The organism is Arenimonas soli (genome assembly GCF_014643775.1).
GTDB lineage: Bacteria > Pseudomonadota > Gammaproteobacteria > Xanthomonadales > Xanthomonadaceae > Arenimonas > Arenimonas soli.
In genome coordinates this window covers 283,949-309,929 of sequence record NZ_BMKC01000001.1, presented here as the reverse complement: position 1 = coordinate 309,929, position 25,981 = coordinate 283,949, and the positions used below count along the sequence as shown (strand labels likewise).

The window sequence follows — 25,981 nt, the reverse complement described above, 5'->3', positions numbered from 1 at the left end:
TCGCAGCGGCCTCAGGGGCCGGCGTGATCGAGCCAGGCCGTGTTCCAGTAGGCATAGTCACCCAGGCGCCGCACCAGGCCGGCACGCAGCGGCAGGCCGACCAGGTGCCGGGCGGCGTCCATGGCCGGCTCGTCCGGCGCCAGTACGCGGTCGGTGAAGCCCCTCCCCCAGAGCCAGCCGTTCACGCGGTACCGGTCGTCGACGGCACGTGAGCTCAGGGCCTTGAAGCGTCCGACCAGGGTCGACAGGCTGTCGCGTTCGCCCAGCGTCACCAGCCCCTGCCACTGGTCGGGCATCAGCACCCAGGCCAGCACCGCGCTGTCGCGCCAGGGCCATTGCGCGGTGTGTACCCGGCAAACCGCGCGCGCGGCTTCGTCGTCGCTGAAGACCGGTCGCCGGTAGAGCGTCGCCACCGACAGCAGATAGGTCTGCCCGGGCACCGACCGGCGCTCGAGGCGAACACGCCGGAAGCCGGCATCCGTCGGGTCACGCACCGGCATCGAATCCGGCATGGCCTGCTCCTTGGAAAAAGGGCCCGGCGCGGACCGGGCCAAGTCGGGGTCCACCCGGGGTGGGGCTTAGTCGGACGCGGTGGCCGCGGCCGGCGCGCGCGCCTTGCCGGCGCCGACCTCGATGCGGTCGCGGTTGGCTTCGACCAGGGCCAGGCCGATGCCCTTGACCTCCACCAGTTCGTCGGCGCTGCGGAAGGCGCCGTGTTTGGTGCGGTGGCTGACGATGGCCTCGGCCTTGCTGGGGCCGACGCCGTCGAGCACGCGACCCAGGGTCTGGGCGTCGGCGCTGTTGATGTCCACCTTCTCGGCGGCCAGGGCGCCGCCGGACAGGAAGGCGCACAGCAGCAGCGGGGAGAGCAGGGAAACAGTCTTGTTCATGGCGGTTCCTCGGGTTTGGGATCTCGCCGCGCCGGGCTGGCGTCGGCAGGGAAAGTTTCCCCGCCGGTCGGCACCGGCCCCATCGCCAATCGACCCTGCGAAGCCTCGGAACCGGGCGCCCCGCGCCGTCGGCGCCTTCCTACCCTCACGGCGGCGATGGCCCGGAAGCGCTAAAATCAGCGCATAACCGCAGCAAGGACCCCCATGGACACCGCCAAGACCGAACGTTTCGTCGCCGACGCCTGGGACGGCGACATCGTCCCGCAGCTGGTCGAATACATCCGCATCCCCAACAAGTCGCCGATGTTCGACGCGCAGTGGCGCGAGAACGGCTACATGGACGATGCCGTCAAGCTGCTCGCCGGCTGGGCGAAGGCGCAGCCCATCAAGGGCATGAACGTCGAAGTGGTGGAGCTCGAAGGCCGCACGCCGCTGATCTACATCGAAGTCCCCGGCCAGGGCGACGACTGCGTGCTGCTCTATGGCCACCTGGACAAACAGCCGGAAATGACCGGCTGGGCCGACGACCTGGGCCCCTGGAAGCCCGTGATCAAGGGCGACAAGCTCTACGGCCGCGGCGGCGCCGACGACGGCTACGCGCTCTATGGGTCGCTCACCGCGATCCGGGTGCTGCAGGAACAGGGCCTGCCGCACGCGCGCTGCGTCATCCTCATCGAGGCCTGCGAAGAGTCGGGCAGCTACGACCTGCCCCACTACGTCGACCACCTGGCCGAGCGCATCGGCAAGCCTTCGCTGGTGGTGTGCCTGGATTCGGGCTGCGCCAACTACGACCAGCTCTGGTGCACCACCTCGCTGCGCGGCCTGGCCGGCGGCAACCTGAAGGTCAGCGTTCTCAGCGAAGGCGTGCACAGCGGTGATGCCAGCGGCATCGTGCCTTCGAGCTTCCGCATCCTGCGCCAGCTGCTGTCGCGGCTGGAGGACGAAGCCACCGGCAAGATCGTGGTCGACGACCTGTACGTGGACATCCCCGACGAACGCCTGCAGCAGGCCCGCCGTGCGTCCGAAGTGCTGGGCACGGAAATCTGGGACAAGTTCCCCTTCCTGCCGGGCATGACGCCGATGGACCCCGACCTCACCGAACTGGTGCTCAACCGCACCTGGCGCCCGGCGCTGTCGGTCACCGGCGTGGACGGCATGCCGCCGCTGTCTAGCGCCGGCAACGTGCTGCGCCCGCACACCGCCATCAAGCTGAGCCTGCGCCTGCCGCCGACCCTGGAACCCAAGCGCGCCGGCGACGTGCTCAAGCGCCTGTTCGAAGCCAACCCGCCGCACGGCTGCAAGGTCGAGGTGGAACTGGAAAAAGCCAGCACCGGCTGGAACGCCCCGGCCCTGGCGCCCTGGCTGGAACACGCCATCGACCACGCCAGCCAGGAGTATTTCGGCGCCCCGGCCATGTACATGGGCGAAGGCGGCACCATTCCCTTCATGGGCATGCTGGGCGAAAAATTCCCGGGCGCGCAGTTCATGATCACCGGCGTGCTGGGCCCGCATTCGAACGCGCACGGGCCCAACGAATTCCTGCACATCCCCACCGGCAAGCGCGTCACCTCGGCCGTGGCCAAGGTGATCGCCGAACATTACGTGGCCAGCGAGAAGGGCCTGACCCGCGGCGTCGCGGCCCAGGCCGGCAACGCCCAGTTCGGCGACCACGGCTGCTGCTGACGCCCGCCGTGGGCCCGCTGGCGGCCGCTCAGGCCGCCGGCGGCGCGTGCCACCAGCCGGTGATCGCCAGCCGCGGCTCCTGCGCCCAGGGCGCGACGACGCCGACGAAGTGTTTGGCCGGCACCTTGAACAGGCTCAGCGAATTGAAGCGCGGCAGCATCGCCTCGCGATGGCCGCCGTCTTCGTCGACGAAGTGCAGCAGGCCGCCCCAATCCACTTCCCAGTTGCGCGACAGGTTAAGCACGTAGGCGTAGCGCCGCGCCTCGTCGTCGTGGCGGTCGTCGTGCACGCGCAGGAACTGCCCGGGCAGGTAACGCGTGGCCTGCGCGCCCACCATGGCCAGCGAGCTATCGCCGGTGAGTTCGCGGATGAAGCCCAGGTACTCGGGGCTGTTGAAGAAGGCCAGCACCGCGTGCAGCACCAGCTGCGGGTCGCGGCCCTCGCGCATGGCCTCGACCATCAGGTAGCGGTCGTAGACGAAATGGAAACCGGCGGCGGCCCGGCGATAGGCCTCGGGCATGCGCTGCCGGGCAACGTCGCCGGTCCAGGGCGGGCTGTCGGGCAGGCCACGTTCGGCCGTGGTCCAGGGCACTTCGCGGCGCAGGCAGTCGGCCAGGCGATCGGCGGCATCGGCCTGCAGGAAACCGGGGATCTGCACGCGGCCGTTCTGCGCCAGGCGCTGGCGGTAAGGCGCGATGTCGAGTTCATTGCTGATCATGGGCGTCGCGGGTGCGGGGACATCCGCCCATTCTACTGCCGCGGCCCCGCCGGCCGGGCGGTTAGACTTGTGGCCCCGAAGCCACCCGCGTCCGCATGAACCCGCCCGCCCCCGCCACCGCAGCCGGACACAAGCAGCAGGCCCAGGCCGCGCTGCAGGCCGGCAACACCGGCCTGGCCCTGCAGCACATGCAGCGGGCCTGCGAGCTGGCGCCGGACTCGGTGGCGCCGCGCTTCGAACTGGGCTGCCTGCTGGCCCACCTGGGCCGGCCCGACGACGCCATGAATCACTTCCGCGCCTGCGTCGCGCTGCAGCCGGGCTTCGCCGAAGGCTGGCACTTCATCGGGCTGACCCTGGCCCGCCAGGGCCACCTGCACGACGCCCTGGCGCCGCTGCGGCGGGCGCATGCACTCGAGCCCGGCAACGTGCGCGTGCTCGAACGCCTGGCGCAGGCGGAATTCGAAGTCGGTGACGCCGCCGACGCCCTGCCCCTGTGGCGCGCCCTGGCCAGCCTGCGGCCCGGCGATGAAAGCGTCGAACTCAAGCTGGGCGAAACCCTGAGCCGGCTCGGCGATGCCGATGCTGCGAGCGCCCTTTACGAACAGGCGCTGCAGCGCGACCCCGGTTCGGCGAACCTGTGGATGGCGCGGGCCCAGGCCGAAGAAATCACCGGGCGACGCGACCAGGCCGAAGCCGCCTACGAAGAGGCCCTGTCGCTGCGCCCGGGCTGGGCCTTTCCCCTGGCTGGCCTGCTGGGCCTGCGCCGGGGCCAGGCGGCGGACGCCCGGGTCGCGCAGGCCCAGGCCCTGCTGGACGACCCCGCCCGCGGCGACGACGAACGCGCCTTGGTCGGCTACGAGTTGGGCAAAGTCTTCGACGGCCGCGGCGACTACCCGCGCGCCATGCAGACCTGGCACGCAGCCAATGCCGCGCGCCGGCGCGACCAGGGCGAACCCGATGCCGGCGACCTGGCCAGTCGCGTCGAATCCAGCCTGGCGGTCTTCAACCGCGACCTGTTCGAACGCGCCGCCGGCCTGGGCAGCACCGACGAGCGGCCGGTCTTCATCGTCGGCATGCCGCGCAGCGGCACCACCCTGCTCGAGCAGATGCTGGCCGCCCACCCGCAGGTGCACGGCGCCGGCGAACTGCCCGACATCTCCCTGATCGCCCGCGACCTGCCTTCGCGCCGGGGCCGGCCGCAGCAGTGGCCGCACATCCTGGAAGACATCGCGCTCGAACCCCTGCCCGCCGCCGCCAAGCGTTACCTGGCGGCCGCCCTGCGCCAGGCGCCCGCCGGCACGGCGCGGGTGGTCGACAAATACCCGATGAACTACTACCTGCTTGGCCTGGTCGCGCTGATGTTCCCGAAGGCGCGCGTGCTGTGGTGCCGGCGCGATCCACGCGACGTGGCCATTTCGATCTACGGGGAAAACTTCGCACTGGCCGAGCGGCTGGCCACGCGCCTGGACGGCATCGGCCACCTGGTCCGCCTGCAGTCCCGGATGATGCGCCACTGGCAGGCGGTGCTGCCGCTGCCGATCCTGGAAGTGCGCTACGAGGACGTAGCCGCCGACACCGAAGCCCAGGCCCGGCGCGCCCTGGATTTCCTGGGCCTGGACTGGGACCCGGCCTGCCTGGACTTCCACCGCAGCGAACGTGGCGTGCAGACGCCCAGCCGCTGGCAGGTGCGCCAGCCGGTGCACACGCGGTCGATCGGTCGCTGGCGGCACTACGAAGACGACCTGGCGCCGCTGCTGGCTGTCCTGGGCGACGAGCCCGCCGAGGCCTGAGCGCGCCTCAGGCCGGGTCCAGGCGCAGCCCCCAACCCAGCAGGCCCTCGGCCTGCGACACCAGGCCAACCCGAACCCGGCCGGCAGGGCGCGCGGCCTGCAGCGCCGAGACCAGGGCCGCAGACTGCTCGTCGTCCAGCGCATGTTCGATCAGTTCGCCGGTCCGCAAGCCGGCGCCGACCAGGCCCTCGCGGTAGGTCGCCAGGGTGGCCAGGGCCGGTGCCGGGTCGGGACCGGTCCCGGCAAGCAGGCGGTTCACCCAGGCCCGCGCCTCGACCAGCAAATCAGGCGCGTCCGAGCCGGCGATGGCGGCGGCAAGCGCCTGGATCGCGGCGTTGTAGTCCGTGCGGGCCCGCAGTGCATCGGGTTCGCCGCTGGGGTCTTGCCCCGCCCGCGCCCGGGCGACCCAGGGCAGCACCGCCGCGGTGGCCGACAGCAACCCGTCGGGCGCCAGCAGCAGCGCCTGGTTCTGCAGTTCGCTGCGACCCACCCGCACCAGCACCGAACCGGCATGGTGCATCACCAGCGCCAGCCGGCCACCCGGCCGGAGCACGCGCAGGGCCTCGGCAAGCGCGGCCTCGCGGTGCGCGTATTCAAATCCGTACTGGCTGGTTACCAGGTCGAAGCTGGCATCGGGGAATGGCAGGTGTTCCATGGCCACGCCGGAATGGAAGCGCAGGCCCGCGTGCTGCCCGGGATCGAGCCAGGCCGGTGCCAGCCGGGCCAGGTCCACGGCGTCCACTTCCAGGCCGGGGCGGCCCGCGCGGTGTTCCCACAGCAGCCTCGGCAGGGCGCCATTGCCGGTTGCCAGGTCCAGGGCCCGGACGGGGCCGTCGGGCAGGTCGGTGAAGACGCCGCGCCAGAAGGCCCCGATGGCACCGCTGTAGTTGCCGTCGAAGCTGCCAACGCACGAATGCAAGCCGCCGGTGGCCCAGTAGGCGCTCCAGGCGGCACGCCGGGCGGAGGCGTCGGCTGCGGTGTCGTGGGTCGGTTCCATGCCGCCATTGTCCGGGGCGACCCCGCAAAAAAGAAGGGCCCCGTTGCCGGGGCCCTTCGAATCAACCGATTAAACCCAAATCAGAAGGTCTGGGTGTAACGGAAGTAGGTGGTGCGGCCGTAGGCGTCGTACAGGAAGAAGTTGAACGGACGACCCTGGTAGGCCTTCAGCGGCGGGTAACGATCGCCGACGTTGGTGGCACCGATGGAGATGGTGCCGTTCCACGGGGCATTCCAGGACAGCTGCACGTCATTGGTGGCGTAGCCGCCAATGGTGGAGGCAACGGTGGTGTTGTTGGTCTGGCCATCGATGTAGTTGATGTTCCAGGCCGCGTTGAAGTCACCGAAGGTCCACATGTTCTGCAGGGTGGCGCGCATGTCCGGGGTGCCGAAGCGGCCCGCGAACTCGGTCACCGAACCACGCTCGTCATCGACCTCGTAGCTTTCGATGTACGACACGGTCAGGCGGTTGCGCATTTCGCCCCAGCCGCCCATGTCGAAGTTCGTGTTCATGCGGAAGTCAACACCGGAGGTGGTGACCGTACCCTGGTTGGCATAGCCGCCGACGATGTTGTCAATGGCGCCGTTCGGACGACGGGTGATGCTCAGGCCCGGCGGGATCGGACCGAAGGTGGCCGGATCCAGGTCGGAGTTGATGACGTCCTGGGCACCGATCTGCGAGATCGAGTTCTCGACTTCGATGTCGTAGTAGTCAACCGAGAAGTCCAGCCATTCCAGCGGGTCCCAAACCAGACCAACGCTGTACTGGGTCGAGTTTTCCGACGCCAGGTCCGGGTTCGCCTGGAAGAAGGTGTCGACCTGCAGCTGGCAGTTGGTCGGCTGGCCGAGCGCGGCGCAGGACGCCGGATCGTTCACCGGTTCCGCCGAGAAGGTGGTCTTCTGGGTCAGGATGTCCAGGCCCGGGGCGCGGAAGCCCTGGCCGTAGGAACCACGGAAGGTGAGGGTCTCAAGCGGCTGCCAGCGCATGGCGATCTTCGGCGAGAAGTCGCTGCCGTAGTCGCTGTAGCTGTCCCAACGGCCGGCCAGGGTGATGTCGAAGGTGCTGGTGAACGGCAGCAGCCACTCGAAGTACGCAGCCTTGGCGTCACGCGAACCCGCCGACGAGTTGCCGGCCGAACCGATGATGGCCGGGCCGCCGGACTGGCTGGTGGCTTCCGACAGGGAATCGTACTGGTCGGAGAAGGTGTCTTCGCGGTACTCGGCGCCGAACACGGCGTTCGAGGTACCACCGCCCATCTCGAACAGGTCGAAGCTGACCAGGCCGTAGATTTCGTCGGTCTGCCAACGCGACTCGCGGTTGATGGTGGCCTGGATGCCAGCCAGCACCGACGGGTCGGCGCCATACGGGTTGGCCAGGTCATAGGCACCGCTGTTGGCGGCGGCGGCGGCGAGGTCGGTCACGATGTAGCCACGACCCAGTTCGATGAACTTGTAGTCGGTGCGGCGCATGCCGAAGTCCAGGCCGACGGTGTCGGTCAGCTGGCCCTGGAAACCAACCAGGTAGTCGGCATTGGTGGCGTCCGTGAAGTTGTCACGGTTGCCGGCCGCGGCGAAGCGGTGGAAGTAGTACGTCGGCAGGCCGTCGGTGGTACCCGGGGCGCAACCGCCCTGGCCGCAGGCAACGCCGCTGTTGATGTCGGACGGGGTGCCGTCTTCGACCACCAGCACGCCCGGACCCGGGGCGTAGCGACCGAAGGTCTCGACCTTGGTCACGTTGGCCGCGCCGTAGACGTTCCAGTTGTCGTTGATCTGGTGATCAGCGCGCAGGAAGACGGACTTGTTGCCGACCTTGGCTTCGTTCGCGGCAACCGAGTTGAAGTTGAACGAGCACAGGCCGTTGCCCAGGAAGTAGAACGCACCCTGGTCGCAGCTGAAGCCCGGAACGGCTTCGATCGACTGGTTGTCCCAGTTGTAGTAGTTGTTGCCGAAGGTCGAGACGCCCAGCGTCTGGCCACCGATCTGGTCGCGGGTGAAGACCATGCCGCGCTTGGAGCCGGAGGCGCCACCGATCACGCGGGTGCGGTCGGAGGACGCGCCGAACACGACGGACATGTCTTCCAGGTCGCCGCCGGTGACTTCGGTCGAACCGATGCCGTAGCGGAGCTCGGCGCCGTTGAAGTCCTTGCGGGTGATGATGTTGACCACGCCACCGATCGCGTCGGAACCGTACACGGCGGAGGCGCCGTCGGACAGGATTTCGATGCGCTCAACGGCAGCCAGCGGGATGGCGTTGAGGTCGGAACCCGAGGAGGCAGCCATCGGGCTGGTCGGGGCGCGACGGCCGTCGATCAGGACGAGGGTACGACCCGAGCCCAGGCCACGCAGGTCGATGGAAGCCAGCGACTGGGCGGACGAACCGGACTGCGGACGGAAGTTGCCGAACGACGCGAAGGTCGAGTCGCGCAGCACGTCGGCGACGGAGACGTCACCCGAGGCATCGATGGCAGCGCGGTCGATCACGACGACCGGAACGGCGCCCTCGATCTCGGCACGCTTCAGGCGGGAGCCAGTGACCTCGATGGTTTCGAGGGTGGCGGCGTCCTCTTCGGAGTTCTGCGCGAAGGCGGGAACCGCCGCGAAGGTCGAAGCGGCGCCGGCGAGGAGCGCGAAACGGATCGCGCCGGACAGCTGATTGAAATTAGACATTTACTCTCTCTCCAACGTCAGAGTGATGGTGACTCTAGAGTTCGGGACTCAAAAAGCCTAAAGACGACTTTCGTCATTGAAGGACGCCTTGGCTGTCGGAGCATAACGCAATCTTTACGGTCCGCAAACCGGGTTAAGGCCCCGTATAGGCAAAACCGTGCGCCAGTTGGCGAAAAGCCCGGGGCAGCATGCCGCCCCGGGCCTTTTTTATCTTTTTAATTCAATTAGTTATCGTCAAGAGAGATCCGCACGTCACCCGAGAAAGTCACCAGCCGGACCTCTCCCTCCCCGGCACCCAGGCGGGCGTCGAGGGTCTTGCCGGGGCCGTATTTCTCGGTCTTGACGTCCCCCACGGGGCTGGAAACGCCCCCGCTGAAGGTTTCCACCGACAGCCGGGCCGACGTGTCCGCCGGCAGCCGCAGGCGCACGCCGCCGCTGACCGTGTCGGCGCTGATGCGCCCCGACGGGGCCAGCCCGGTCCGCAGCTCCAGGTCGCCCGACACGCTATCCATGACCACGCGACGCAGGCTTTCGAACGCGAGCTCGGCGTCGCCGGAAACGGTGTCCACGCCCAGCTCGCCGCCGCCCCGGCCCGACAGCCGGATGTCGCCGCTGACGGTGTCCACGGAAATGTCGTCGCTGTCGAGTTCGGCCTGGAGGTCGCCGCTGACCAGGTCGAAGCGCGCCTCCCCGCTGCGGCTGTCGCGCACCCGCACGCCGCCGCTGACGCTGTCCACCACCAGGCGACGCCCCGCATGCCCCCGCACGTCCACCTGGGCGCTGACCACGTCGATGTCGAGCGAGGCGCCGGCGGGCATGCGTACTTCGATCCGGCTGGGTTCGGACCGGTTGCCGCCGCCGAACCAGCCGCCGCCGCTGTTGGGGTACTTCACCTTGATCGATAGGCTGTCGCCGCCGGGCCCGATCTCGAGCTTTTCGACGCCGTCGCCCAGGCTGCCGGTGACGTGCACTTCGGGCCGGTCCCAGGTTTGCACCAGCACCTGGCCCTTGATGTTTTCGATGCGCAGGCTGCCGTCGGCGGCCAGCGGCCGGGTCTGGTCGATGGGTGTGGCCGCAAGGGCCGGCAGGGCCCAGAGCAGGGAGACCGCGAGGCAGGTCAGTCGGGTGAACATGGCGTACTCCTTATCTATATGTGTCCGGATGGCTCAGCCCAGCGCGGCGCGCTGGGTCAGGGCCAGGCGGCGGGAATAGGTGCGCTTGAGCTGGTCGAGCAGGCGGGCGGAGCCGGGCTGCTCGGCCATGGCGTCGCGGATCTGGCCGGCACTGGCGTCCAGCGTGGCCAGGACCGGCGCCAGGTCGTCGGGCAGCGGCGCGGCCTGCAACTCCAGCAAGGCGGCTTCGTATTCACGGGTCAGGGCCCGGGCTTCGCGCTGCACCAGCTCGGCGGCCGGGTCCCCGGCGGGCGCGGCCACCGGCCCCAGCACCACGGCCAGGCCGACCGCCAGGCACAGGCAGGCGGCCAGGGCGAGTCCGGCCAGCCAGGGCCGGCGGCGTTTGGCCGCCGGTGGCTGCAGGCGGGCGGCGATGCCCGGCCACAGGTCGTGGGCCGGGTCGGCCTCCCGGGGCAACTGGCGCAGCTGCCAGCGAAGTTCGTGGTCAGTCATCGTGTCCTCCCAGGCGCGTGCGCAGCAGCTGGCGCGCGCGATGCAATTGGGCCTTGGAACTGCCGACGGCCATGCCCAGCTCGTCGGCGATTTCTTCGTGTTTCCAGCCTTCGACGTCGTACAGCACCAGCACGGCGCGTGCCCGCGGCGGCAGGGTCGCGACGGCTCGTTCCAGGTCCAGGCCAAGCGCCGTGCGCTGGCCGGCGCTGTCGGCGGTGCCCTGCCATTCCAGCGCGGAGTCGTCCGTTTCCCGGTCCTCGCCGCCGCGGCGGCTGCGCAGTTCCATCAGCGCGGTGTTCACCGCCAGCCGGTGCAGCCAGGTGCCGAAGGCACTTTCGAACCGAAAACCCGGCAGGGCCTGCCAGGCTTTCACGAAGGCTTCCTGCAGCAGGTCCTCGGCGCGGGCTTCATGCCCGGACAGCCGGCGCAGCAGCGCGAATATCCGCCGGTGGTGCCGGCGGTAGAGCTGTTCGAAGGCGGCCATGTCGCCGGCGCCGGCGGCCCGGACCAGGGCATGGTCCGCGTCGCGCTCTGGCACGCTTGCGGCGTCGGCGGCTTCAATGGTCACGGCGTGGCTGAGCATACCCACTGGGATGCCCCGCGGCGCCGCGGGGTTTAAGGCGCCGGAAAAAACAGGGCCGGCACATGGCCGGCCCCGCGTCCTGCCACCGGCCGGCCTGGATCAGGCCAGCTGCGCGGCGATCTTGGCGCGTTCGGCCTTCAGGGCCGCCGGCGTGCGGTCGCCGTATTCGTCCAGGTATTCGGCGATCGACGCCATTTCGGCCTTCCAGCCGGCGCGGTCGATCGACAGCAGCTGTTCGAGCGCGGCGGCGTCGAGCTCGAGGCCGTCGGTGTTGATGTCCGACGGCAGCGGCAGGTTGCCGACCGGGGTTTCCACGGCGTTCGCCTGCCCAGTGACACGCTTGAGCATCCATTCGAGCACGCGCATGTTGTCGCCGAAGCCCGGCCACATGAACTTGCCGTCGGCGTCCTTGCGGAACCAGTTGACCTGGAAGATCTTCGGCAGCTTCGCGCCTTCCTTGTCGAAGGACAGCCAATGCGCGAAGTAGTCGCCGAAGTTGTAGCCGGCGAAGGGCTTCATCGCCATGGAGTCGCGGCGCACCACGCCGACCGCGCCGGTGGCCGCGGCGGTGGTTTCCGAAGCCATCGAGGCGCCGACCAGCACGCCGTGGGTCCAGTCGCGGGCCTCGAGCACCAGCGGCACCAGCGACGCCCTGCGGCCGCCGAACACGATGGCGCTGATCGGCACGCCCTGCGGCGCCTCGGCCTGGTCGGTGTAGCTCGGGCACTGCTTCGCACTGACGGTGAAGCGCGCATTCGGATGCGCCGCCGGCGACACCGACTTGTCGTAGGGACGCCCCTGCCAGTCCTTGGCCGGCTCGCCGGTGGTCATGCCTTCCCACCAGGGCTGGTTGTCGGCGGTGACGCCGACATTGGTGAAGATGGCGTCGCGGTTGAGCATGGCCATGGCATTGGCGTTGGTCTTTTCGCTGGTGCCGGGCGCCACGCCGAAATAACCGGCCTCGGGATTGATCGCGTACAGGCGGCCGTCTTCGCCCGGGCGCATCCAGCAGATGTCGTCGCCAACCGTCCAGACCTTCCAGCCGTCGCGGCGGTAACCTTCCGGCGGGATGAGCATGGCCAGGTTGGTCTTGCCGCAGGCCGACGGGAACGCGGCGGCGACGTAGTGGGTTTCACCCTGCGGGTTCTCGATGCCGACGATCAGCATGTGCTCGGCCAGCCAGCCTTCCTGGCGCGCCTGGTAGCTGGCGATGCGCAGGGCGTGGCATTTCTTGCCCAGCAGCGCGTTGCCGCCGTAACCCGAGCCGTAGCTCTGGATGGCCAGCTCTTCCGGGAAGTGCATGATGAAGCGGCGGTTCGGGTCGAGTTCGCCGATCGAGTGCAGGCCCTTCACGAACGAACCCTCGCGTTCGATGCGCGCCAGCGCCGGGGCGCCCATGCGGGTCATCAGGCGCATGTTCGCCACCACGTAGGGACTGTCGGTGATCTCGACGCCGCAGCGCGACAGCGGCGAGTCGATCGGACCCATGCAGTACGGAATGACATACATGGTGCGGCCGCGCATGCAGCCCTTGTACAGGGCGTCCATTTCGGCGTGGGCCTCGTCGGGCGCCATCCAGTTGTTGTTCGGACCGGCGTCGGCGGGATTGTGGGTGCAGACGAAGGTCAGGTGTTCGACCCGCGCCACGTCCGACGGGCTGGAGCGATGCAGGTAACAGTTCGGATGGCTCTGTTCGTTTAGCTTGACCAGGTCGCCGGTGGACAGCATCAGCTCGACCAGCCTGGCGTTTTCGGCGTCGGAGCCGTCGCACCAGTGCACGGCGTCGGCTTGGGTGAGCTGGGCGACCGAATCGACCCATTGGTTGAGGCTGGCGAGCTTGCTGGTCATGTGCGGGAGGGCTCCAGTCGGGGCCAAAAAGGAAAGGAAGGGAAAGGCGGGGAAGCTAGTCGGGGATCAGCGTCGTCATGACGTGGCCGACGTAGGCTTCGAATTCGTCGTGGTGCAACCGCGGCTGGCCCAGCTGCAGCGACAGCTGCAGGAAGCCCACGTAGGCGGCGTAGGTGAGCCGCGCCCTGTTCTGCGCGTCCAGGCGCGGCATGCCGGCCTGGCGGAAGCTGGCGGCAAGATAATCCAGGCGGCGCTGCGAAACGCGGCTGAGCACCGGCTGCACGACCGGATGGTCGAGCGCCTTGAGCAGTTCGCTGTAGATGATGTGCGGCTTGAGTTCGTGCGCCACCAGCTGGAACAGCGCCTTGAGGCGCGCGCGCGGCTCGGGCACGGCTTCGAGCTGGCCGAACACGGTTTCCTGCTCCATCACCTCCCAACGCTCGAGCGCGGCGACCAGCAGCGCTTCGCGCGAGGGGAAGTGCCAGTAGAAGCTGCCCTTGGTGACGCCCAGGCGGCGTGCGAGCGGTTCGACGGCAACGGCCGACAGCCCTTGCTCGGCGATGACGTCGAGCGCGGCCAGGGCCCAGTCGTCGGCGCTGAGACGGGCTGGGCGATCGATTTTGGAGGCAGGCGTTACCATACGGTCGGCAAGTTTACGGGATGGAGCGATCATGCACCATACGGACTGGTATTGACAGGCGAACAAATCGCAACCCATACTCGGCCGTATGGTTTACTCCACCCCCGCCGTCACGATGCCCGGCACGCGCCCGCTTTCCCTCACGGGCAGCGGTGACGTGCGCCTGCAAGCCAGCGCGGCGGACGGCATTTCCCCCGGACTGCTGCTGGCCCATGGGTTCGGCCAGACCCGCCAGGCCTGGCTGGGCACCCAGCGCCGGCTGGCCGAATCGGGCCGGGCGAGCCTGGCCTGGGACCTGCGCGGCCACGGCCAGTCCGGGCGCAACCCCGCCGACCTGCCCTATCGCGGCGAACAGTTCGTCGATGACGTCGTGCTCGCCGCCGGCGCACTGGGTTCGGCCCCCGTGCTTGTCGGCGCCTCGATGGGCGGCCTGACCGGCCTGATGGCCCAGGCCCGCGACCGCGTGTTCTCGGCGCTGGTGCTGGTGGACATCACGCCGCGCTGGGAAGCCTCGGGCGTCGAACGCATCCTGGGCTTCATGACCGCCCACCCGGAAGGTTTCGACTCCTTCGAACACGCCGCCGACCAGATCGCCGCCTACCTGCCGCACCGCCGCCAACGCAAATCGCCGGCGCAGCTGGCCCACCTGCTCAAGCTGCGCGAAGATGGCCGCCTGGGCTGGCACTGGGACCCGCGCCTGCTGGCCGAATTCATTCCTTCCACCGGCGACCTGCAGGGCGCCATCGAAGACGCCTGCCGCGGCCTGGACGTGCCGGTGCTGCTGGTCAGCGGTGGCCGCAGCGACCTGGTAAGCGACCAGACCGTCGGCCATTTCCTGGAACTGGCGCCGCACGCGCATCATGTCCGCCTGCCCGATGCCACCCACATGGTGGCTGGTGACGACAACGACGCCTTCACCGATACCCTGCTTGAGTTCCTGAGCACCCTGGCCGCCCCCCACGCGGCCACCCACGGAGAATCTTCATGAGCATCCTCGCGCCCTTCCTCGCCCTGTTGCTGGCGATCCTGGTCGTCGCCTACCACCGGCTCAGCCTGGCGGTCTTCACCGCGGTATCGGCCACGCTGCTGGTGGCCGTCGGCCTGGCCGGCGCCAACCTCACCGCGACGGTGGTCGCCGCCGTGCTGCTGGCCTTGGGCACGCTGCCGCTGCTCATCACCCCGGTGCGGCAGAAGCTGATCACCACGCCGCTGCTGAAGTTCTATACGAAGATCCTGCCGCCGCTGTCGGACACCGAACGCACGGCGCTTGAAGCCGGCACCGTCGGTTTCGAAGGCGAGCTGTTTTCCGGCATGCCCAAGTGGGACCAGCTGCTGGCCCAGCCCAAGCCGGTGCTCACCGCCGAAGAGCAGGCCTTCCTGGATGGCCCGGTGGAAGACGTCTGCCGCATGACCAACGACTGGGAGATCACCCACGTCCACGCCGACCTTACCCCGGAAATCTGGGAGTTCCTGAAGAAGAACAAGTTCTTCGGCATGATCATCCCGAAGGAATACGGCGGCCTGGGCTTCAGCGCGCTGGCCCACCACAAGGTGATCCAGAAGCTGGCCTCGGTCTCGGCCACGCTCAGCTCCACCGTCGGCGTGCCCAATTCGCTGGGCCCGGCCGAACTGCTGCTGCACTACGGCACCAAGGAGCAAAAGGACCACTACCTGCCGCGCCTTGCCGACGGCCGTGAAGTGCCGTGTTTCGCGCTCACCGGTCCCTTTGCTGGCTCGGACGCGACGTCGCTGCCCGACTTCGGCATCGTCTGCGAAGGCGAGTGGAACGGCGCCAAGGTCCTGGGCGTCAAGCTCACCTTCGACAAGCGCTACATCACGCTGGCGCCGGTGGCGTCCGTCATCGGCCTGGCCTTCCGCCTGCACGACCCGGACAAGCTGCTGGGCGAAGAATCCGACCGCGGCATCACCCTGGCCCTGGTGCCGCGCGACACCCCGGGACTGGAAGTCGGCCGCCGCCACTTCCCGCTCAACTGCGCCTTCCAGAACGGCCCGGTGCGCGGCAACGAGATCTTCCTGCCGCTCAGCCAGCTGATCGGCGGCGAAGACTACATCGGCGCCGGCTGGCGCATGCTGGTCGAGTGCCTCAGCGTCGGCCGCGCGATCACCCTGCCGTCCACCTCGTCGGGTGCATCCAAGCTGGCCGCCGTGGTCACCGGCGCCTATGCCCGCGTGCGCAAGCAGTTCGGCCTGTCCATCGGCCGCTTCGAAGGCGTCGAGGAAGCCCTGGCGCGCCTGGCCGGCCACGCCTATGCCTGCGCCGCGCTGTCGCAGTCCACCGCCGCCGCCGTCGACCGCGGCGAGAAGCCGGCCGTGCCGTCGGCGATCGCCAAGTACCACACCACCGAACTGGCCCGCGAATGCGCCACCGACGCCATGGACATCCACGGCGGCAAGGGCGTGATCCTGGGCCCGATGAACTACCTGGGCCGCGGCTGGCAGGCGGCGCCGATCTCGATCACCGTCGAGGGCGCCAACATCATGACCCGCTCGCTGATGATCTTCGGCCAGGGCGCCATCCGCTGCCATCCCTGGGTGCTCAAGGAAATGCAGGCGGCGATGCTGCCCGACCGCGAGCAGGCCGTGCGCGAGTTCGACGCCAACCTGTTCGGCCACATCGGCTTCGCGATTTCCAACGCGGTGCGCAGCTGGGTGCTTGGCCTGGTCGGTTCGAGCATCAGCAAGGCGCCGGGCGATGCCTACACGCGGCGCTATTACCGCAAGCTCAACCGCTACTCGGCCAACCTGGCCCTGGTGGCCGACACGTCCATGCTGCTGCTGGGCGGCAAGCTCAAGTTCAAGGAAAAGCTGTCGGGCCGGCTGGGCGATGTGCTGAGCCAGCTCTACATTTCCAGCGCGATGCTCAAGCGCTACGAGGACGAAGGCCGCCCGGCCGCCGAACAGCCGCTGCTGGCCTGGGCCTTCCACGATTCGGCGCACAAGATCGAACTGGCCCTGTCGGGCGCGCTGCGCAACTTCCCGATCCGTCCTGTGGGCTGGCTGCTTTGGCTGCTGGTCTTCCCCTGGGGCCGCCGCGCCCAGGCCCCGAGCGACCGCCTGGGCCACCGCGCCGCGGCGCTGCTGATGTCGCCCTGCGATGCCCGCGACCGCCTGGCCGAGGGCACCTTCCTGACGCCCTGCGCGAACAACCCGGCAGGCCGGATCAACAGCTACCTGCCCAAGGTGATCCTGGCCGAGCCGGTGGAGCGCAAGTTCCTCAAGGCGCTCAAGACCAGCGACATCGAGGCCCTGGACTTCGCCTCGCAGCTGGCCGAGGGCGTGGCCGAGGGCTGGATAACGGCCGAAGAGCGGACCCAGCTCGAGGAGCTGCGGGTGATGACGCTCGACGCGATCATGGTGGATGACTTCGATCCGTTCGAACTCGAAGCCGCGTCGCTGCACATGGACAAGCCCAAGGCGGGCGAAAAGTCCCGCGCCGCCTGACGACACCCCCGGGGGCGCCGACCGGCGCCCCCGGATTCCACCCGCCCCCGGAACCCGCCATGGCCGAAACGCCGCTGCTTCGCCTGTACAAGAAGTTCACCCGCTGGCCGGCGGGCCACTGGCTCTTCAGCCGGGCGGTGTGTTTGAAGGCGCCGTACTTCGGCAGCGTGTCGCCACGTTTCACGCTGCTGGAAAACGGGCGCTGCGAAGCCACCATCCCGCACAAGCGGCGGCTGCAGAACCACATCGGCACGGTGCACGCGATCGCGCTGTGCAACCTGGCCGAGCTGGTGGGCGGGGTGATGACCGACGCCTCGCTGCCCAAGGGCATGCGCTGGATCCCGAAGGGCATGACGGTGCAATACCTCAAGCGCGCGGTGGGCACGCAGCGCGGCGTGGCGACGCCCGGCATCCCACTGGTGACGTCGGACACGGGCTACGACTTCCCGGTCAACGTGGACGTCTTCGACCCGGCCGGCGAAAAGGTCTTCAACGCCACCATCACCATGTGGGTCAGCCCCAGCCGCTGATGCTATTGGCCTTGGCCTTCGGCCAAGCAACGCGTCGCCCCCGGTTGTTTCGCGAGTGGAGGCAGCGTGCATCTGCCCTGGCCGACACGCCGTGAACCCATCCATGGGGGCTTCTCGTCGACATCCATGTCTCCGAGAGTCGGCCAGGGCAGATGCACGCTACCTCCTGGAATGAATGTCGGGGCCGACAGGAGATCAAGAGCGCCATGCGCACTCGCGCGGCAAGCTCAGGCCATCGCCCCGATTTGCCGAGGAACCGCTTTCCGATTGGCCACCGCGTGGTGTTGAGGAGGTGTCGCGCGTTCGCCCCGGCCGACCATCGGAGACATGGATGTCGACGATGAGCCTACAGGGACGTACTTGCGGCGTGTCGGCCGGGGCGAATGCGCGGCGCCTCCACTCGCGGCAGCTTCGGTAGCGGCGCTTTTCTTGGCCGAAGGTCAAGGCAAAGGATTCGCGCCTGAAGGCGCCCCTACACGCGGGGACTCAGAGGTAATGGACGGCGATGGCGGCGAGGATGGCTGGCAGGGCCTGTACGTAGAGGATGCTGCGCTTGACGGTGGCGGCGCCGAACAGGCCGGCGATGACCACGCAGATCAGGAAGAACAGCGTGATGCCGCGATCGTCCAGCCACAGCCCCCACAGCAGGCCGGCCGCCAGGAAGCCGTTGTACAGCCCCTGGTTCATCGCCAGCTTCGCCGAGTCCCGGGCCACCTGCGGGTCCAGCCCGAACACTCTGCGCCCCAGCGGCCGCGTCCAGAACACCATCTCCAGCACCATGAACCCCAGGTGCAGCACCGCCACCAGGGCGGTAAGCATGATCGCGACGATGGACATCGTGGCCTCCTTCAGTCGGCCAGCTGCGCGGCGTGGTGCCGCAGGTGGTCCTGGATGAAACTGGCGATGAAATAGTAACCGTGGTCGTAGCCTGCGTGGCGGCGCAGGGTCAGCGACTGCCCGGCTTCCGCGCAGGCCGCCTCGAAACGCTCCGGCTGCAGCTGGGTTTCCAGGAATTTGTCGGCCAGGCCCTGGTCCACCAGGATCGGCCGCCCGAACGGCCGCCGGCGCACCAGCGCGCAGGCGTCGTGTTCCGCCCAGACCGCGTGGTGATCGCCCAGGTAGCGGCCAAAGGCCTTCCGGCCCCAGGGCACCTCGCAGGGCGCCACGATCGGCGCGAACGCCGACACGCTGCGGTATTGCTGCGGATGCTTGATCGCCAGCGTCAGCGCCCCGTGCCCGCCCATCGAATGCCCGGTGATGCCCGTGCGGCCCGGATCGGCCGGGAAATGCTCGCGCACCACCGCCGGCAGCTCGTGCACCACGTGGCTTTCCATCCGGAAGCGCGACGACCAGGGCGCCTGCGTGGCGTCGAGGTAAAACCCCGCGCCCTCGCCGAATTCCCAGTCGCCGGTGGCGCCGTCGAAGCCGGTTTCGCGCGGGCTGGTGTCGGGCATCACCAGCATCAGGCCCAGTTCGGCCGCCACCCGCTGCGCGCCCGCCTTCATCGCCGCGGTTTCTTCGGTGCAGGTCAGGCCGGCCAGGAAGTACAGCACCGGCACCCGGCCCGCGCGGGCCTGTGGCGGCTGGTACACCGCGAAACGCATCGACCCGCCGCAGGCCGCCGAGTCCATGCGGTAGAACCCCTGCAGCCCACCGAAGCAGGCGTGTTCGGACAGCCGCTCGAGCGTCATCAGTAGACCACCACGCTGCGGATCGATTCGCCGCGGTGCATCAGGTCGAAGGCGTCGTTGATCTTCTCCAGCGGCATTGTGTGGGTGATCAGCGAATCGATGTCGATCTTGCCGTCCATGTACCAGTCCACGATCTTCGGTACGTCGGTGCGGCCACGGGCGCCGCCGAAGGCGCTGCCGCGCCAGTTGCGGCCGGTGACCAGCTGGAAGGGCCGCGTGCTGATCTCGGCCCCTGCCGGCGCGACGCCGATGATCACGCTGGTGCCCCAGCCCTTGTGCGCGCATTCGAGCGCCTGGCGCATCACCTGGGTGTTGCCGATGCATTCAAAGGTGTAGTCGGCGCCGCCCTTGGTCAGCGACACCAGGTAGGGCACCAGGTCGCCCTCGACCTCCTTCGGGTTGACGAAGTGGGTCATGCCGAACTTGCGCGCCATGGCCTCGCGGCCCGGGTTGAGGTCGACGCCGATGATCATGTCGGCGCCGGCCAGGCGCGCGCCCTGGATCACGTTCAGCCCGATGCCGCCCAGCCCGAACACCACGACCTTCGACCCCACTTCCACCTTGGCGGTGAAGATGACCGCGCCGATGCCGGTGGTGACGCCGCAGCCGATGTAGCAGACCTTGTCGAAGGGTGCGTCCTCGCGGATCTTGGCCAGCGCGATTTCCGGCACCACGGTGTACTGGGCGAACGTGGACGTGCCCATGTAGTGCAGCACCGGCTTGCCGTCCAGGCTGAAACGGCTGGAGCCATCGGGCATCAGGCCCTGGCCCTGGGTCGAGCGGATCGCCTGGCACAGGTTGGTCTTGGGGTTGAGGCAGTACTCGCACTGCCGGCACTCGGGCGTGTACAGCGGGATGACATGGTCGCCCTTCTTGAGCGTCGTCACTCCCGCGCCGACGTCCACCACGATGCCGGCGCCTTCGTGGCCCAGGATGGCCGGGAACATGCCCTCCGGGTCGGCGCCCGACAGGGTGAACTCGTCGGTGTGGCAGACGCCGGTGGCCTTGAGCTCGACCAGCACCTCGCCGGCGCGGGGACCTTCCAGGTCGACGGTTTCGATGCTCAGCGGTGCACCGGCCTTGTGCGCGACGGCGGCTTTCACTTTCATGGGGCGACTCCCTGGCAGATGTCGCCAAGGGTAACGCCGCAGCCGCCTGCGCGTGTTTCGGCGGCGCGAAGGCGGGTGTTAACCCTTGGGCTGGGCGGGCAAGCGGGCCTGTTCGCGCACCAGGCGCCAGGCGCCGTAGAGGAAGCCACCCGCCACCAGCACGCCGGCACCGAACACCACGCTCGAGCCAAAGGCCGACAGCGGCTTGTACAGCCAGGCGAAGGACAGGTCGCCGCCGCGGTAGACCACGGTGTCGATGGCGGCCTTGGCCTTGTAGCGGGCCTCGCGATCCACGCGGGTGTAGATGGTTTCGCGGGCCGGCTTGGCCAGGGCGAACTCCGAGGCGCGCGTGCCCACCTGCACCACCGCCACCAGCATCGGCAGCGGCGAGGCCCACAGCACGCAGAAGCCGGCCAGGATCAGCAGGGCCGGCCCGACCAGCAGCGGCGCCACGCCCCAGCGCGTGAGCACCGCGCGGGTGACGAACACCTGCAGCAGCAGCACCAGCCAGTTGATCGACTTGTCGATCATCGAGAAGAAGGCCGTGGCCTCTTCCGCGGCCGCCGGGTTGCCCAGGGTCATGGCCCGCACGATGGCGTTTTGTTCGTTGTAGAGCAGGGTGCCGACGCCGACGCCGAAGAACATCAGCACCGCGAAGGCCCGCAGCAGGGGGTCGGTGGCGATGCGGCGCAGGCCCTCGAGGATGCCGCCGCCCATGGCCTCGTCGCCGCTGCGCAGGCCCGCGGCCTGTTCGCGCGCCCGCGCCCAGGGCGCCAGGCGCAGGATGCAGACCAGGCACAGGGCCAGGAAGCCGGCGGACACCAGCAGCAGGTTGCCCACGCCCAGCAGGCCGACCAGCCGGGTGGTGATCTCGGGCCCGAGCAGCCCGCCCACGGTGCCGCCCGCGGCGATGAAGCCGTACAGGCGCTTGGCCTGCGGGTCGGTGTAGATGTCGGCCATGAAGCTCCAGAACACCGACACCGCGAACAGGTTGAACACCGCCACCCAGACGAAGAACAGCCCGCCGCGCCCCGGCAAACCCGCCTCGAACGCAAAGCGGAAGCCCAGCAGGCAGGCGATGAAGGCCAGGTACACCACCGGCAGGAACAGGCGCCGTGGATAACGCGACACCAGCGCACCATAGATCGGCTGCAGCACCACCATGGCCAGGAAGGTGCCGGTGAACAGCACCTGCAGCTGGTAGTCACCGAGGGCGATGCCGCGCGCCGCGAACCAGTCGACCATCGCCACCGGGAACACCGCCGACGGGTCGTTGGCCGCAGCCATGGCGTCGCGCACCGGCCGCAGCACGTAATAGCCGGTGAGCAGGAAGAAGAAATAAAGGAACGACCACAGCAAGGCCGGGAATTCCCGCAGCGCGCCGCGCAGGTGGTGAAAGCGGCCGGCGGTGGGCGGGGCCTGGGGCATCGTGCTTCCGGTCGGGGACGCCGCACGATAGCCAACCCGGGCCGGCCCCGCCACCCGCCCGCATAGTGACGCTGTGCACGGTTCGTGATTCCGGACAGCCGCACCGAGTGTTTGCTCTAGAGCTGGGGCCTAGCCTCGGGAAGTCATGAGAAAGAAGCATTAGGCGTGTACGACTACATCATCGTGGGTGCGGGGTCCGCGGGCTGCGTCCTGGCCAACCGGCTCAGCGAAGACCCAGACTGCCGCGTGCTGCTGCTCGAGGCCGGCCCGCGCGACTGGCATCCCTTCATCCACATGCCCGCGGGCCTGGCCAAGCTGGTCGGCAAGAAGGGCGTGAACTGGGACTACACCACCGCGCCCCAGGACCACCTGGGCGGACGCGGCCTGTGGTGGCCGCGCGGCAAGGTGCTGGGGGGTTCGAGTTCGATCAACGCCATGTGCTACATCCGCGGCCATGCCGCCGACTACGACGAGTGGGCGGCGATGGGCGCCGACGGCTGGCACTGGGACAACGCCCTGCCCTACTTCCGGCGCAGCGAAGGCAATGAGCGCGGCGCCAGCGAACTGCACGGCGGCGACGGCCCGCTGGGCGTGTCCGACCCGCGCCACCGCAATCCCCTTTCCGAAGCCTTCCTGCAGGCCGCCGGCCAGGCCGGGCATGCGCTCACCGAAGACTTCAACGGCCCGCGCCAGGATGGCTTCGGCTGGTACCAGACCACCACCCGCGACGGCGCGCGCAGCTCCAGCGCGGCCGCCTTCCTCAAGCCGGTGCGCCAGCGCCCGAACCTGAAGGTGGTCACCGGGGCCACGGCCAGCCGGGTCAGCTTCGACGCGGGCCGCGCCACCGGCGTGGTGTACACGGTCGGTCGCCGCAGCTACTGCGAAGGCGCCACGCGCGAAGTCATCCTCAGCGGCGGCGCCATCAATTCACCGCAGCTGCTCATGCTGTCGGGCATCGGCCCGGCCGACGAACTGCGGCGCCTGGGCATCGACGTGCTGGCCGACCTGCCGGGCGTGGGCGCCAACCTGCACGACCACCTGGACATCTGCTCGCTGCAGCGCTGCACCCAGGGCCTGAGCTACGACGGCCTGAGCGACGCCGCCGTGGCCTTCCAGTACTACCTGATGGGCCACAAGGGACCGGGCGCCAGCAACATCGCCGAAACCGGCGGTTTCCTGCGCAGCCACCTGGCCGAGGACGCACGCCCGGACATGCAGTTCCACTTCGTGCCGGCGCAGCTGGACGACCATGGCCGCAATCGCCTGCCCGGCAACGGCTACACCCTGCACGCCTGCGGCCTGCGGCCGCGCAGCCGGGGACGCATCCGGCTGGCCAGCGCGTCGGCCGGCGACAAGCCGCTGATCGACGCCGCCTACCTCAGCGACGCCGAAGGTTTCGACCTGAAGGTGATGGTGGAGGCGGTGCGGCTGTCGCGCGAGATCCTGGCGCAGCCCGCCTTCGCGCCCTTCCGCGGCGAAGAAGTCCTGCCCGGTGCCGGCGTCCGCGACGAAGCCGGCATCGTGGAGTTCATCCGCCGCAAGGCCGAGTCCATCTACCACCCGGTCGGCACCTGCCGCATGGGCCGGGCCAGCGACCCGGCGACGGTGGTCGACCCGCAGCTTCGCGTGAAAGGCGTGGACGGCCTGCGGGTGGTGGACGCCTCGGTGATGCCGCGCCTGGTCGGCGGCAACACCAACGCCCCGACCATGATGATCGCCGAACGCGCCGCCGACCTGATCCGCGGCCTGGCCGCCTGACCGAAGCCGCCGGTTGCGCGCTCAGCGCACCTGTTCGAGCATCGGCGGCAGCGGGCAGTGCAGCGAGGCGCAGACCACGCGCAGCAGTTCGGCCTCGGCCACACTCATGCGGCCATCGTGGCTGATCGCGGCCACCAGGCCTTCGAGCAGCAGCTCCTTGCCGATCAGGTCCACTTCGTCGAGCACCGGCCAGACTTCGTCCATGGCCCGCTGCGGATCCGCCGGCGGCCGGTAGGGCGCGTCCAGCCGCGGAAACACCCGCTGCAGCCCGGCCAGGTAGGCACGCATGGCCGACGCGGTGTCGGCGTGCCCGGCCTGCGCCAGCACCGCCAGCAGGGTGATCGCCTGTGGCGCACAGCGTGAAAGCTGGCGATGGCCGGGCACCCAGGCGCGGGACGGGTCCAGCGCGTCGCGCACCTGCACGCGCAACAGCCGGCCCAGGCAATATTCGAACAGGCTGATGCGGCCATCGGCATGGCTGAGCGCAAAGCAGCTGTCCATGAATTTTTCCAGCTCGGGCCGCGGCCGCCTGCGCAGCGCCGGCATGGCCATGGCGGCCAACGGCAAGTGCAGGATGCGCGGCAGCTCCTGCAGCCGGTCGGCGTAGTCCAGCGCCTGGCGGGCCAGGCGTTCGTCGTGGCGCGCGGCCAGCTCGAACTGCTGGGCTTCGCGCATCGGTCCGGCTTCCGCCATCAGCAGCCCCAGCAGCAGCGGCACGGATTCCTCGCGTTCGTGTGCGGCCTGGCGCAGCACGTCCGGCAGCGCATCGACCAGGGCACCGGCGCGCACGTAGTCGTCGGACCGCGGGGCGCCGACCTGGGCGACCACGGCCGGCGGGGCGATCAGCAGCTCCGACTGGTCGCCGGGCAGCGCCGGCGAGGCCGAGGCCAGGCCCAGGGCCAGGTCTTCGTCCAGCCCCGACGGTGGGTGCATCTGCCAGCGCGCCGCCAGGTCGGCGACCGCCGTTGCCTTGAAGGACGGCTCCAGGGCCTGGATGCGCGCGACGAGCGGCGGATGCGTGGCGAACATCGAGGAAAAACCGACGCCGTCGCCGAACAGCATGTGCGATATTTCCTCGGTGTCGCCGCTTTCGAGCTTCGAACCGGAGGGCAGGCCGGCGATCTTCTTGAGCGCACCGGAAAGACCCGTGGTCTGGCGGGTGAACTGCACCGCCGAGGCGTCGGCCAGGTACTCGCGCTGGCGGCTGACGCCGGCCTTGATCAGCCGGCCGAAGAACAGGCCGATGTAGCCCACCACCATCAGCACCAGGGCCGCCACCAGCAGCGGCAGGCCGTCCTTGCTGCGACCGCCGCGCCCGTAGAGCAGGATCTTCCGGCCCACCACCGCCAGCACCAGGATGCCGAACAGCACGCCCATCAGCCGGATGTTCAGGCGCATGTCGCCGTTGAGCACGTGGCTGAACTCGTGGGCGATGACCCCCTGCAGCTCGTCGCGATTGAGCTTGTCGAGCGCGCCGCGGGTGACCGCGATGGCGGCGTCGCTGGGCGCGTAGCCGGCGGCGAAGGCGTTGATGCCGGCCTCGTGCTCGAGCACGAAGATCTCGGGCACCGGCACGCCGGAGGCGATCGCCACCTCTTCGACCACGTTGCGCAGCCGCCGGTAGTGGAAGTCGTGGGTGTCCTCGGGCACCGGCGTGCCGCCCAGTTGCAGCGCCACCGCCGAGCCCCCCTGGCGCAGGCTCGCCATGCGGAACAGGGACCCGGCGCCGATGATGCCCAAGGTCAGCAGGGTCGCCAGCACCATGCCGCCGGCCGTCGCACCGGGGTCGGACGCCGTGCCCATGCCACCGAAGAACAGCAGGAACAGGACGTCGACCGCCACCACGATGGCGAGCACCGCGAGTACGAACAGCACGACCAGCCGCCGCGACCGGCGCCGGGCCAGGTCCTGGCGGGCGAAGAAGTTCAAGCCTAGAAGCTGACCTTGGGCGCCTCGCGCTTCTCGGGCTCGGTGATCTCGAGCAGGGCGGCGTGGGCGAAGTTGAACATGCCGGCGATGATGTTCGAGGGGAACACCTCGCGCTTGTTGTTGTAGGCCATCACGCTGTCGTTGTAGGCCTGGCGCGCGAAGGCGATGCGGTTTTCCGTGGAGGTGAGCTCCTCGGTCAGCTGCATCATGTTCTGGTTGGCCTTCAGGTCCGGGTAGGCCTCGGCCACCATCATCAGGCGCGACAGCGCACCAGCCAGGCCGGTTTCGGCGCTGCCCAGCTGGGCCATGGCGGCGTCGTCGCCGGGCTTGGCCTTGGCGGCGGCCAGGCCGCTGACCGCGGCGGCGCGGGCCTGGATGACCGCTTCCAGGGTTTCCCGTTCATGCTTCAGATAGCCTTTGGCCACCTCGACGAGGTTCGGGATCAGGTCGTAACGCCGCGTCAGCTGCACGTCGATCTGGGCGAAAGCGTTCTTGAAGGCATTGCGGGCCGTCACAAGGCCGTTGTAGATACCCACGCCCCAGAACAGCATCACCGCCGCCAGCACCACCAGCACGATCAGGCTCGTCATTTTTCCAACCTCCCCCAGATGGGGACCCCAGTGCGGCAGCCGCG

22 protein-coding genes are annotated in these 25,981 nt (G+C 69.2%); 6 read left to right on the top strand and 16 right to left on the bottom strand.

The features are described from left to right. Positions 1-11 precede the first annotated feature (11 nt). On the bottom strand, positions 12-512 hold the full coding sequence (locus tag IEX13_RS01395; protein WP_188660341.1) for an REP-associated tyrosine transposase: 501 nt from the start codon (positions 510-512) through the stop codon (positions 12-14). 66 nt (positions 513-578) lie between these two features. Continuing rightward, complete coding sequence (locus IEX13_RS01390; protein ID WP_188660338.1) at positions 579-890, bottom strand: ComEA family DNA-binding protein; 312 nt, start codon at positions 888-890, stop codon at positions 579-581. Positions 891-1,094: 204 nt separating this feature from the next. Here IEX13_RS01390 and IEX13_RS01385 point away from each other — a divergent pair, with 204 nt between their 5' ends. Continuing rightward, positions 1,095-2,573: a M20 family metallopeptidase gene (locus IEX13_RS01385; RefSeq protein ID WP_188660336.1), complete on the top strand. Its 1,479-nt coding sequence runs from the start codon at positions 1,095-1,097 to the stop codon at positions 2,571-2,573. 28 nt (positions 2,574-2,601) lie between these two features. Here IEX13_RS01385 and IEX13_RS01380 read toward each other — a convergent pair whose 3' ends face one another. Continuing rightward, positions 2,602-3,291 (bottom strand): 2OG-Fe(II) oxygenase, encoded by a 690-nt coding sequence (locus tag IEX13_RS01380; protein ID WP_188660333.1) that lies wholly within the window; start codon positions 3,289-3,291, stop codon positions 2,602-2,604. Between the two features lie 95 nt (positions 3,292-3,386). Here IEX13_RS01380 and IEX13_RS01375 point away from each other — a divergent pair, with 95 nt between their 5' ends. Further along, entirely contained in the window at positions 3,387-5,081 is a 1,695-nt protein-coding gene (locus IEX13_RS01375) for a tetratricopeptide repeat-containing sulfotransferase family protein (protein WP_188660330.1), read from the top strand. Between the two features lie 7 nt (positions 5,082-5,088). Here IEX13_RS01375 and IEX13_RS01370 read toward each other — a convergent pair whose 3' ends face one another. The 7 genes from IEX13_RS01370 to IEX13_RS01340 all read right to left on the bottom strand — a co-directional run bounded on the left by IEX13_RS01370 (position 5,089) and on the right by IEX13_RS01340 (position 13,440). Further along, entirely contained in the window at positions 5,089-6,078 is a 990-nt protein-coding gene (locus tag IEX13_RS01370) for a class I SAM-dependent methyltransferase (RefSeq protein WP_188660327.1), read from the bottom strand. Between the two features lie 80 nt (positions 6,079-6,158). Further along, positions 6,159-8,744, bottom strand: a complete 2,586-nt coding sequence (locus tag IEX13_RS01365; RefSeq protein ID WP_188660324.1) for a TonB-dependent receptor plug domain-containing protein — start codon at positions 8,742-8,744, stop codon at positions 6,159-6,161. Positions 8,745-8,968: 224 nt separating this feature from the next. Further along, positions 8,969-9,877 carry a DUF4097 family beta strand repeat-containing protein gene (locus IEX13_RS01360; protein WP_188660321.1) on the bottom strand — a complete coding sequence of 303 codons (909 nt, stop codon included), beginning with the start codon at positions 9,875-9,877 and terminating at the stop codon, positions 8,969-8,971. Between the two features lie 33 nt (positions 9,878-9,910). Further along, entirely contained in the window at positions 9,911-10,369 is a 459-nt protein-coding gene (locus IEX13_RS01355) for a hypothetical protein (protein WP_188660318.1), read from the bottom strand. Then, entirely contained in the window at positions 10,362-10,952 is a 591-nt protein-coding gene (locus IEX13_RS01350; RefSeq protein ID WP_188660315.1) for an RNA polymerase sigma factor, read from the bottom strand. Before IEX13_RS01350 ends, IEX13_RS01355 begins: the two co-directional genes overlap by 8 nt. Before the next feature lie 99 nt (positions 10,953-11,051). Beyond that, a complete protein-coding gene (locus IEX13_RS01345; protein WP_188660313.1) occupies positions 11,052-12,800 on the bottom strand; it encodes a phosphoenolpyruvate carboxykinase (GTP) in 1,749 nt (582 codons plus the stop codon). Positions 12,801-12,855: 55 nt separating this feature from the next. Further along, complete coding sequence (locus tag IEX13_RS01340; protein WP_188660310.1) at positions 12,856-13,440, bottom strand: TetR/AcrR family transcriptional regulator; 585 nt, start codon at positions 13,438-13,440, stop codon at positions 12,856-12,858. Between the two features lie 88 nt (positions 13,441-13,528). On the opposite strand from IEX13_RS01340, the gene IEX13_RS01335 reads away from it, so the two are divergent. The 3 genes from IEX13_RS01335 to IEX13_RS01325 are packed head-to-tail and all read left to right on the top strand — an operon-like array spanning position 13,529 to position 17,432. Further along, on the top strand, positions 13,529-14,428 hold the full coding sequence (locus IEX13_RS01335) for an alpha/beta fold hydrolase (protein WP_229668414.1): 900 nt from the start codon (positions 13,529-13,531) through the stop codon (positions 14,426-14,428). Continuing rightward, positions 14,425-16,902, top strand: coding sequence for an acyl-CoA dehydrogenase (locus IEX13_RS01330; RefSeq protein ID WP_188660308.1), 2,478 nt, complete (start codon positions 14,425-14,427; stop codon positions 16,900-16,902). The genes IEX13_RS01335 and IEX13_RS01330 overlap by 4 nt, the downstream gene beginning before the upstream one ends. A 59-nt stretch (positions 16,903-16,961) precedes the next feature. Continuing rightward, positions 16,962-17,432, top strand: coding sequence for a hotdog fold domain-containing protein (locus IEX13_RS01325; RefSeq protein WP_188660305.1), 471 nt, complete (start codon positions 16,962-16,964; stop codon positions 17,430-17,432). A 486-nt stretch (positions 17,433-17,918) separates the two neighbouring features. On the opposite strand, the gene IEX13_RS01320 is transcribed toward IEX13_RS01325, so the two are convergent. From IEX13_RS01320 to IEX13_RS01305, 4 genes are all read right to left on the bottom strand, one after another. Beyond that, positions 17,919-18,269 (bottom strand): DUF1304 domain-containing protein, encoded by a 351-nt coding sequence (locus IEX13_RS01320; protein ID WP_229668413.1) that lies wholly within the window; start codon positions 18,267-18,269, stop codon positions 17,919-17,921. A gap of 11 nt (positions 18,270-18,280) precedes the next feature. After that, the gene (gene fghA / locus IEX13_RS01315; RefSeq protein WP_188660302.1) at positions 18,281-19,123 is read right to left on the bottom strand and encodes an S-formylglutathione hydrolase; all 843 of its coding nucleotides are present in this window, start codon (positions 19,121-19,123) and stop codon (positions 18,281-18,283) included. Further along, complete coding sequence (locus IEX13_RS01310; protein WP_188660299.1) at positions 19,123-20,232, bottom strand: S-(hydroxymethyl)glutathione dehydrogenase/class III alcohol dehydrogenase; 1,110 nt, start codon at positions 20,230-20,232, stop codon at positions 19,123-19,125. Before IEX13_RS01310 ends, fghA begins: the two co-directional genes overlap by 1 nt. A gap of 78 nt (positions 20,233-20,310) precedes the next feature. Further along, positions 20,311-21,660, bottom strand: coding sequence for an NTP/NDP exchange transporter (locus IEX13_RS01305; RefSeq protein WP_188660295.1), 1,350 nt, complete (start codon positions 21,658-21,660; stop codon positions 20,311-20,313). Positions 21,661-21,825: 165 nt separating this feature from the next. On the opposite strand from IEX13_RS01305, the gene IEX13_RS01300 reads away from it, so the two are divergent. Then, the gene (locus IEX13_RS01300; RefSeq protein ID WP_188660292.1) at positions 21,826-23,418 is read left to right on the top strand and encodes a GMC family oxidoreductase; all 1,593 of its coding nucleotides are present in this window, start codon (positions 21,826-21,828) and stop codon (positions 23,416-23,418) included. 21 nt (positions 23,419-23,439) lie between these two features. On the opposite strand, the gene IEX13_RS01295 is transcribed toward IEX13_RS01300, so the two are convergent. Beyond that, the gene (locus IEX13_RS01295) at positions 23,440-25,347 is read right to left on the bottom strand and encodes a M48 family metallopeptidase (protein WP_188660289.1); all 1,908 of its coding nucleotides are present in this window, start codon (positions 25,345-25,347) and stop codon (positions 23,440-23,442) included. A 2-nt stretch (positions 25,348-25,349) separates the two neighbouring features. Then, the gene (locus tag IEX13_RS01290; protein ID WP_188660286.1) at positions 25,350-25,937 is read right to left on the bottom strand and encodes a LemA family protein; all 588 of its coding nucleotides are present in this window, start codon (positions 25,935-25,937) and stop codon (positions 25,350-25,352) included. Between the last annotated feature and the right edge of the window lie 44 nt (positions 25,938-25,981).

What these genes read in the sequence shown, in the direction of transcription:
- IEX13_RS01395 (WP_188660341.1), bottom strand. Translation starts at nt 512, where the DNA reads ATGCCGGATTCGATGCCGGTGCGTGACCCGACGGATGCCGGCTTCCGG.
- IEX13_RS01390 (WP_188660338.1), bottom strand. Translation starts at nt 890, where the DNA reads ATGAACAAGACTGTTTCCCTGCTCTCCCCGCTGCTGCTGTGCGCCTTC.
- IEX13_RS01385 (WP_188660336.1), top strand. Translation starts at nt 1,095, where the DNA reads ATGGACACCGCCAAGACCGAACGTTTCGTCGCCGACGCCTGGGACGGC.
- IEX13_RS01380 (WP_188660333.1), bottom strand. Translation starts at nt 3,291, where the DNA reads ATGATCAGCAATGAACTCGACATCGCGCCTTACCGCCAGCGCCTGGCG.
- IEX13_RS01375 (WP_188660330.1), top strand. Translation starts at nt 3,387, where the DNA reads ATGAACCCGCCCGCCCCCGCCACCGCAGCCGGACACAAGCAGCAGGCC.
- IEX13_RS01370 (WP_188660327.1), bottom strand. Translation starts at nt 6,078, where the DNA reads ATGGAACCGACCCACGACACCGCAGCCGACGCCTCCGCCCGGCGTGCC.
- IEX13_RS01365 (WP_188660324.1), bottom strand. Translation starts at nt 8,744, where the DNA reads ATGTCTAATTTCAATCAGCTGTCCGGCGCGATCCGTTTCGCGCTCCTC.
- IEX13_RS01360 (WP_188660321.1), bottom strand. Translation starts at nt 9,877, where the DNA reads ATGTTCACCCGACTGACCTGCCTCGCGGTCTCCCTGCTCTGGGCCCTG.
- IEX13_RS01355 (WP_188660318.1), bottom strand. Translation starts at nt 10,369, where the DNA reads ATGACTGACCACGAACTTCGCTGGCAGCTGCGCCAGTTGCCCCGGGAG.
- IEX13_RS01350 (WP_188660315.1), bottom strand. Translation starts at nt 10,952, where the DNA reads ATGCTCAGCCACGCCGTGACCATTGAAGCCGCCGACGCCGCAAGCGTG.
- IEX13_RS01345 (WP_188660313.1), bottom strand. Translation starts at nt 12,800, where the DNA reads ATGACCAGCAAGCTCGCCAGCCTCAACCAATGGGTCGATTCGGTCGCC.
- IEX13_RS01340 (WP_188660310.1), bottom strand. Translation starts at nt 13,440, where the DNA reads ATGGTAACGCCTGCCTCCAAAATCGATCGCCCAGCCCGTCTCAGCGCC.
- IEX13_RS01335 (WP_229668414.1), top strand. Translation starts at nt 13,529, where the DNA reads ATGGTTTACTCCACCCCCGCCGTCACGATGCCCGGCACGCGCCCGCTT.
- IEX13_RS01330 (WP_188660308.1), top strand. Translation starts at nt 14,425, where the DNA reads ATGAGCATCCTCGCGCCCTTCCTCGCCCTGTTGCTGGCGATCCTGGTC.
- IEX13_RS01325 (WP_188660305.1), top strand. Translation starts at nt 16,962, where the DNA reads ATGGCCGAAACGCCGCTGCTTCGCCTGTACAAGAAGTTCACCCGCTGG.
- IEX13_RS01320 (WP_229668413.1), bottom strand. Translation starts at nt 18,269, where the DNA reads ATGTCCATCGTCGCGATCATGCTTACCGCCCTGGTGGCGGTGCTGCAC.
- fghA (WP_188660302.1), bottom strand. Translation starts at nt 19,123, where the DNA reads ATGACGCTCGAGCGGCTGTCCGAACACGCCTGCTTCGGTGGGCTGCAG.
- IEX13_RS01310 (WP_188660299.1), bottom strand. Translation starts at nt 20,232, where the DNA reads ATGAAAGTGAAAGCCGCCGTCGCGCACAAGGCCGGTGCACCGCTGAGC.
- IEX13_RS01305 (WP_188660295.1), bottom strand. Translation starts at nt 21,660, where the DNA reads ATGCCCCAGGCCCCGCCCACCGCCGGCCGCTTTCACCACCTGCGCGGC.
- IEX13_RS01290 (WP_188660286.1), bottom strand. Translation starts at nt 25,937, where the DNA reads ATGACGAGCCTGATCGTGCTGGTGGTGCTGGCGGCGGTGATGCTGTTC.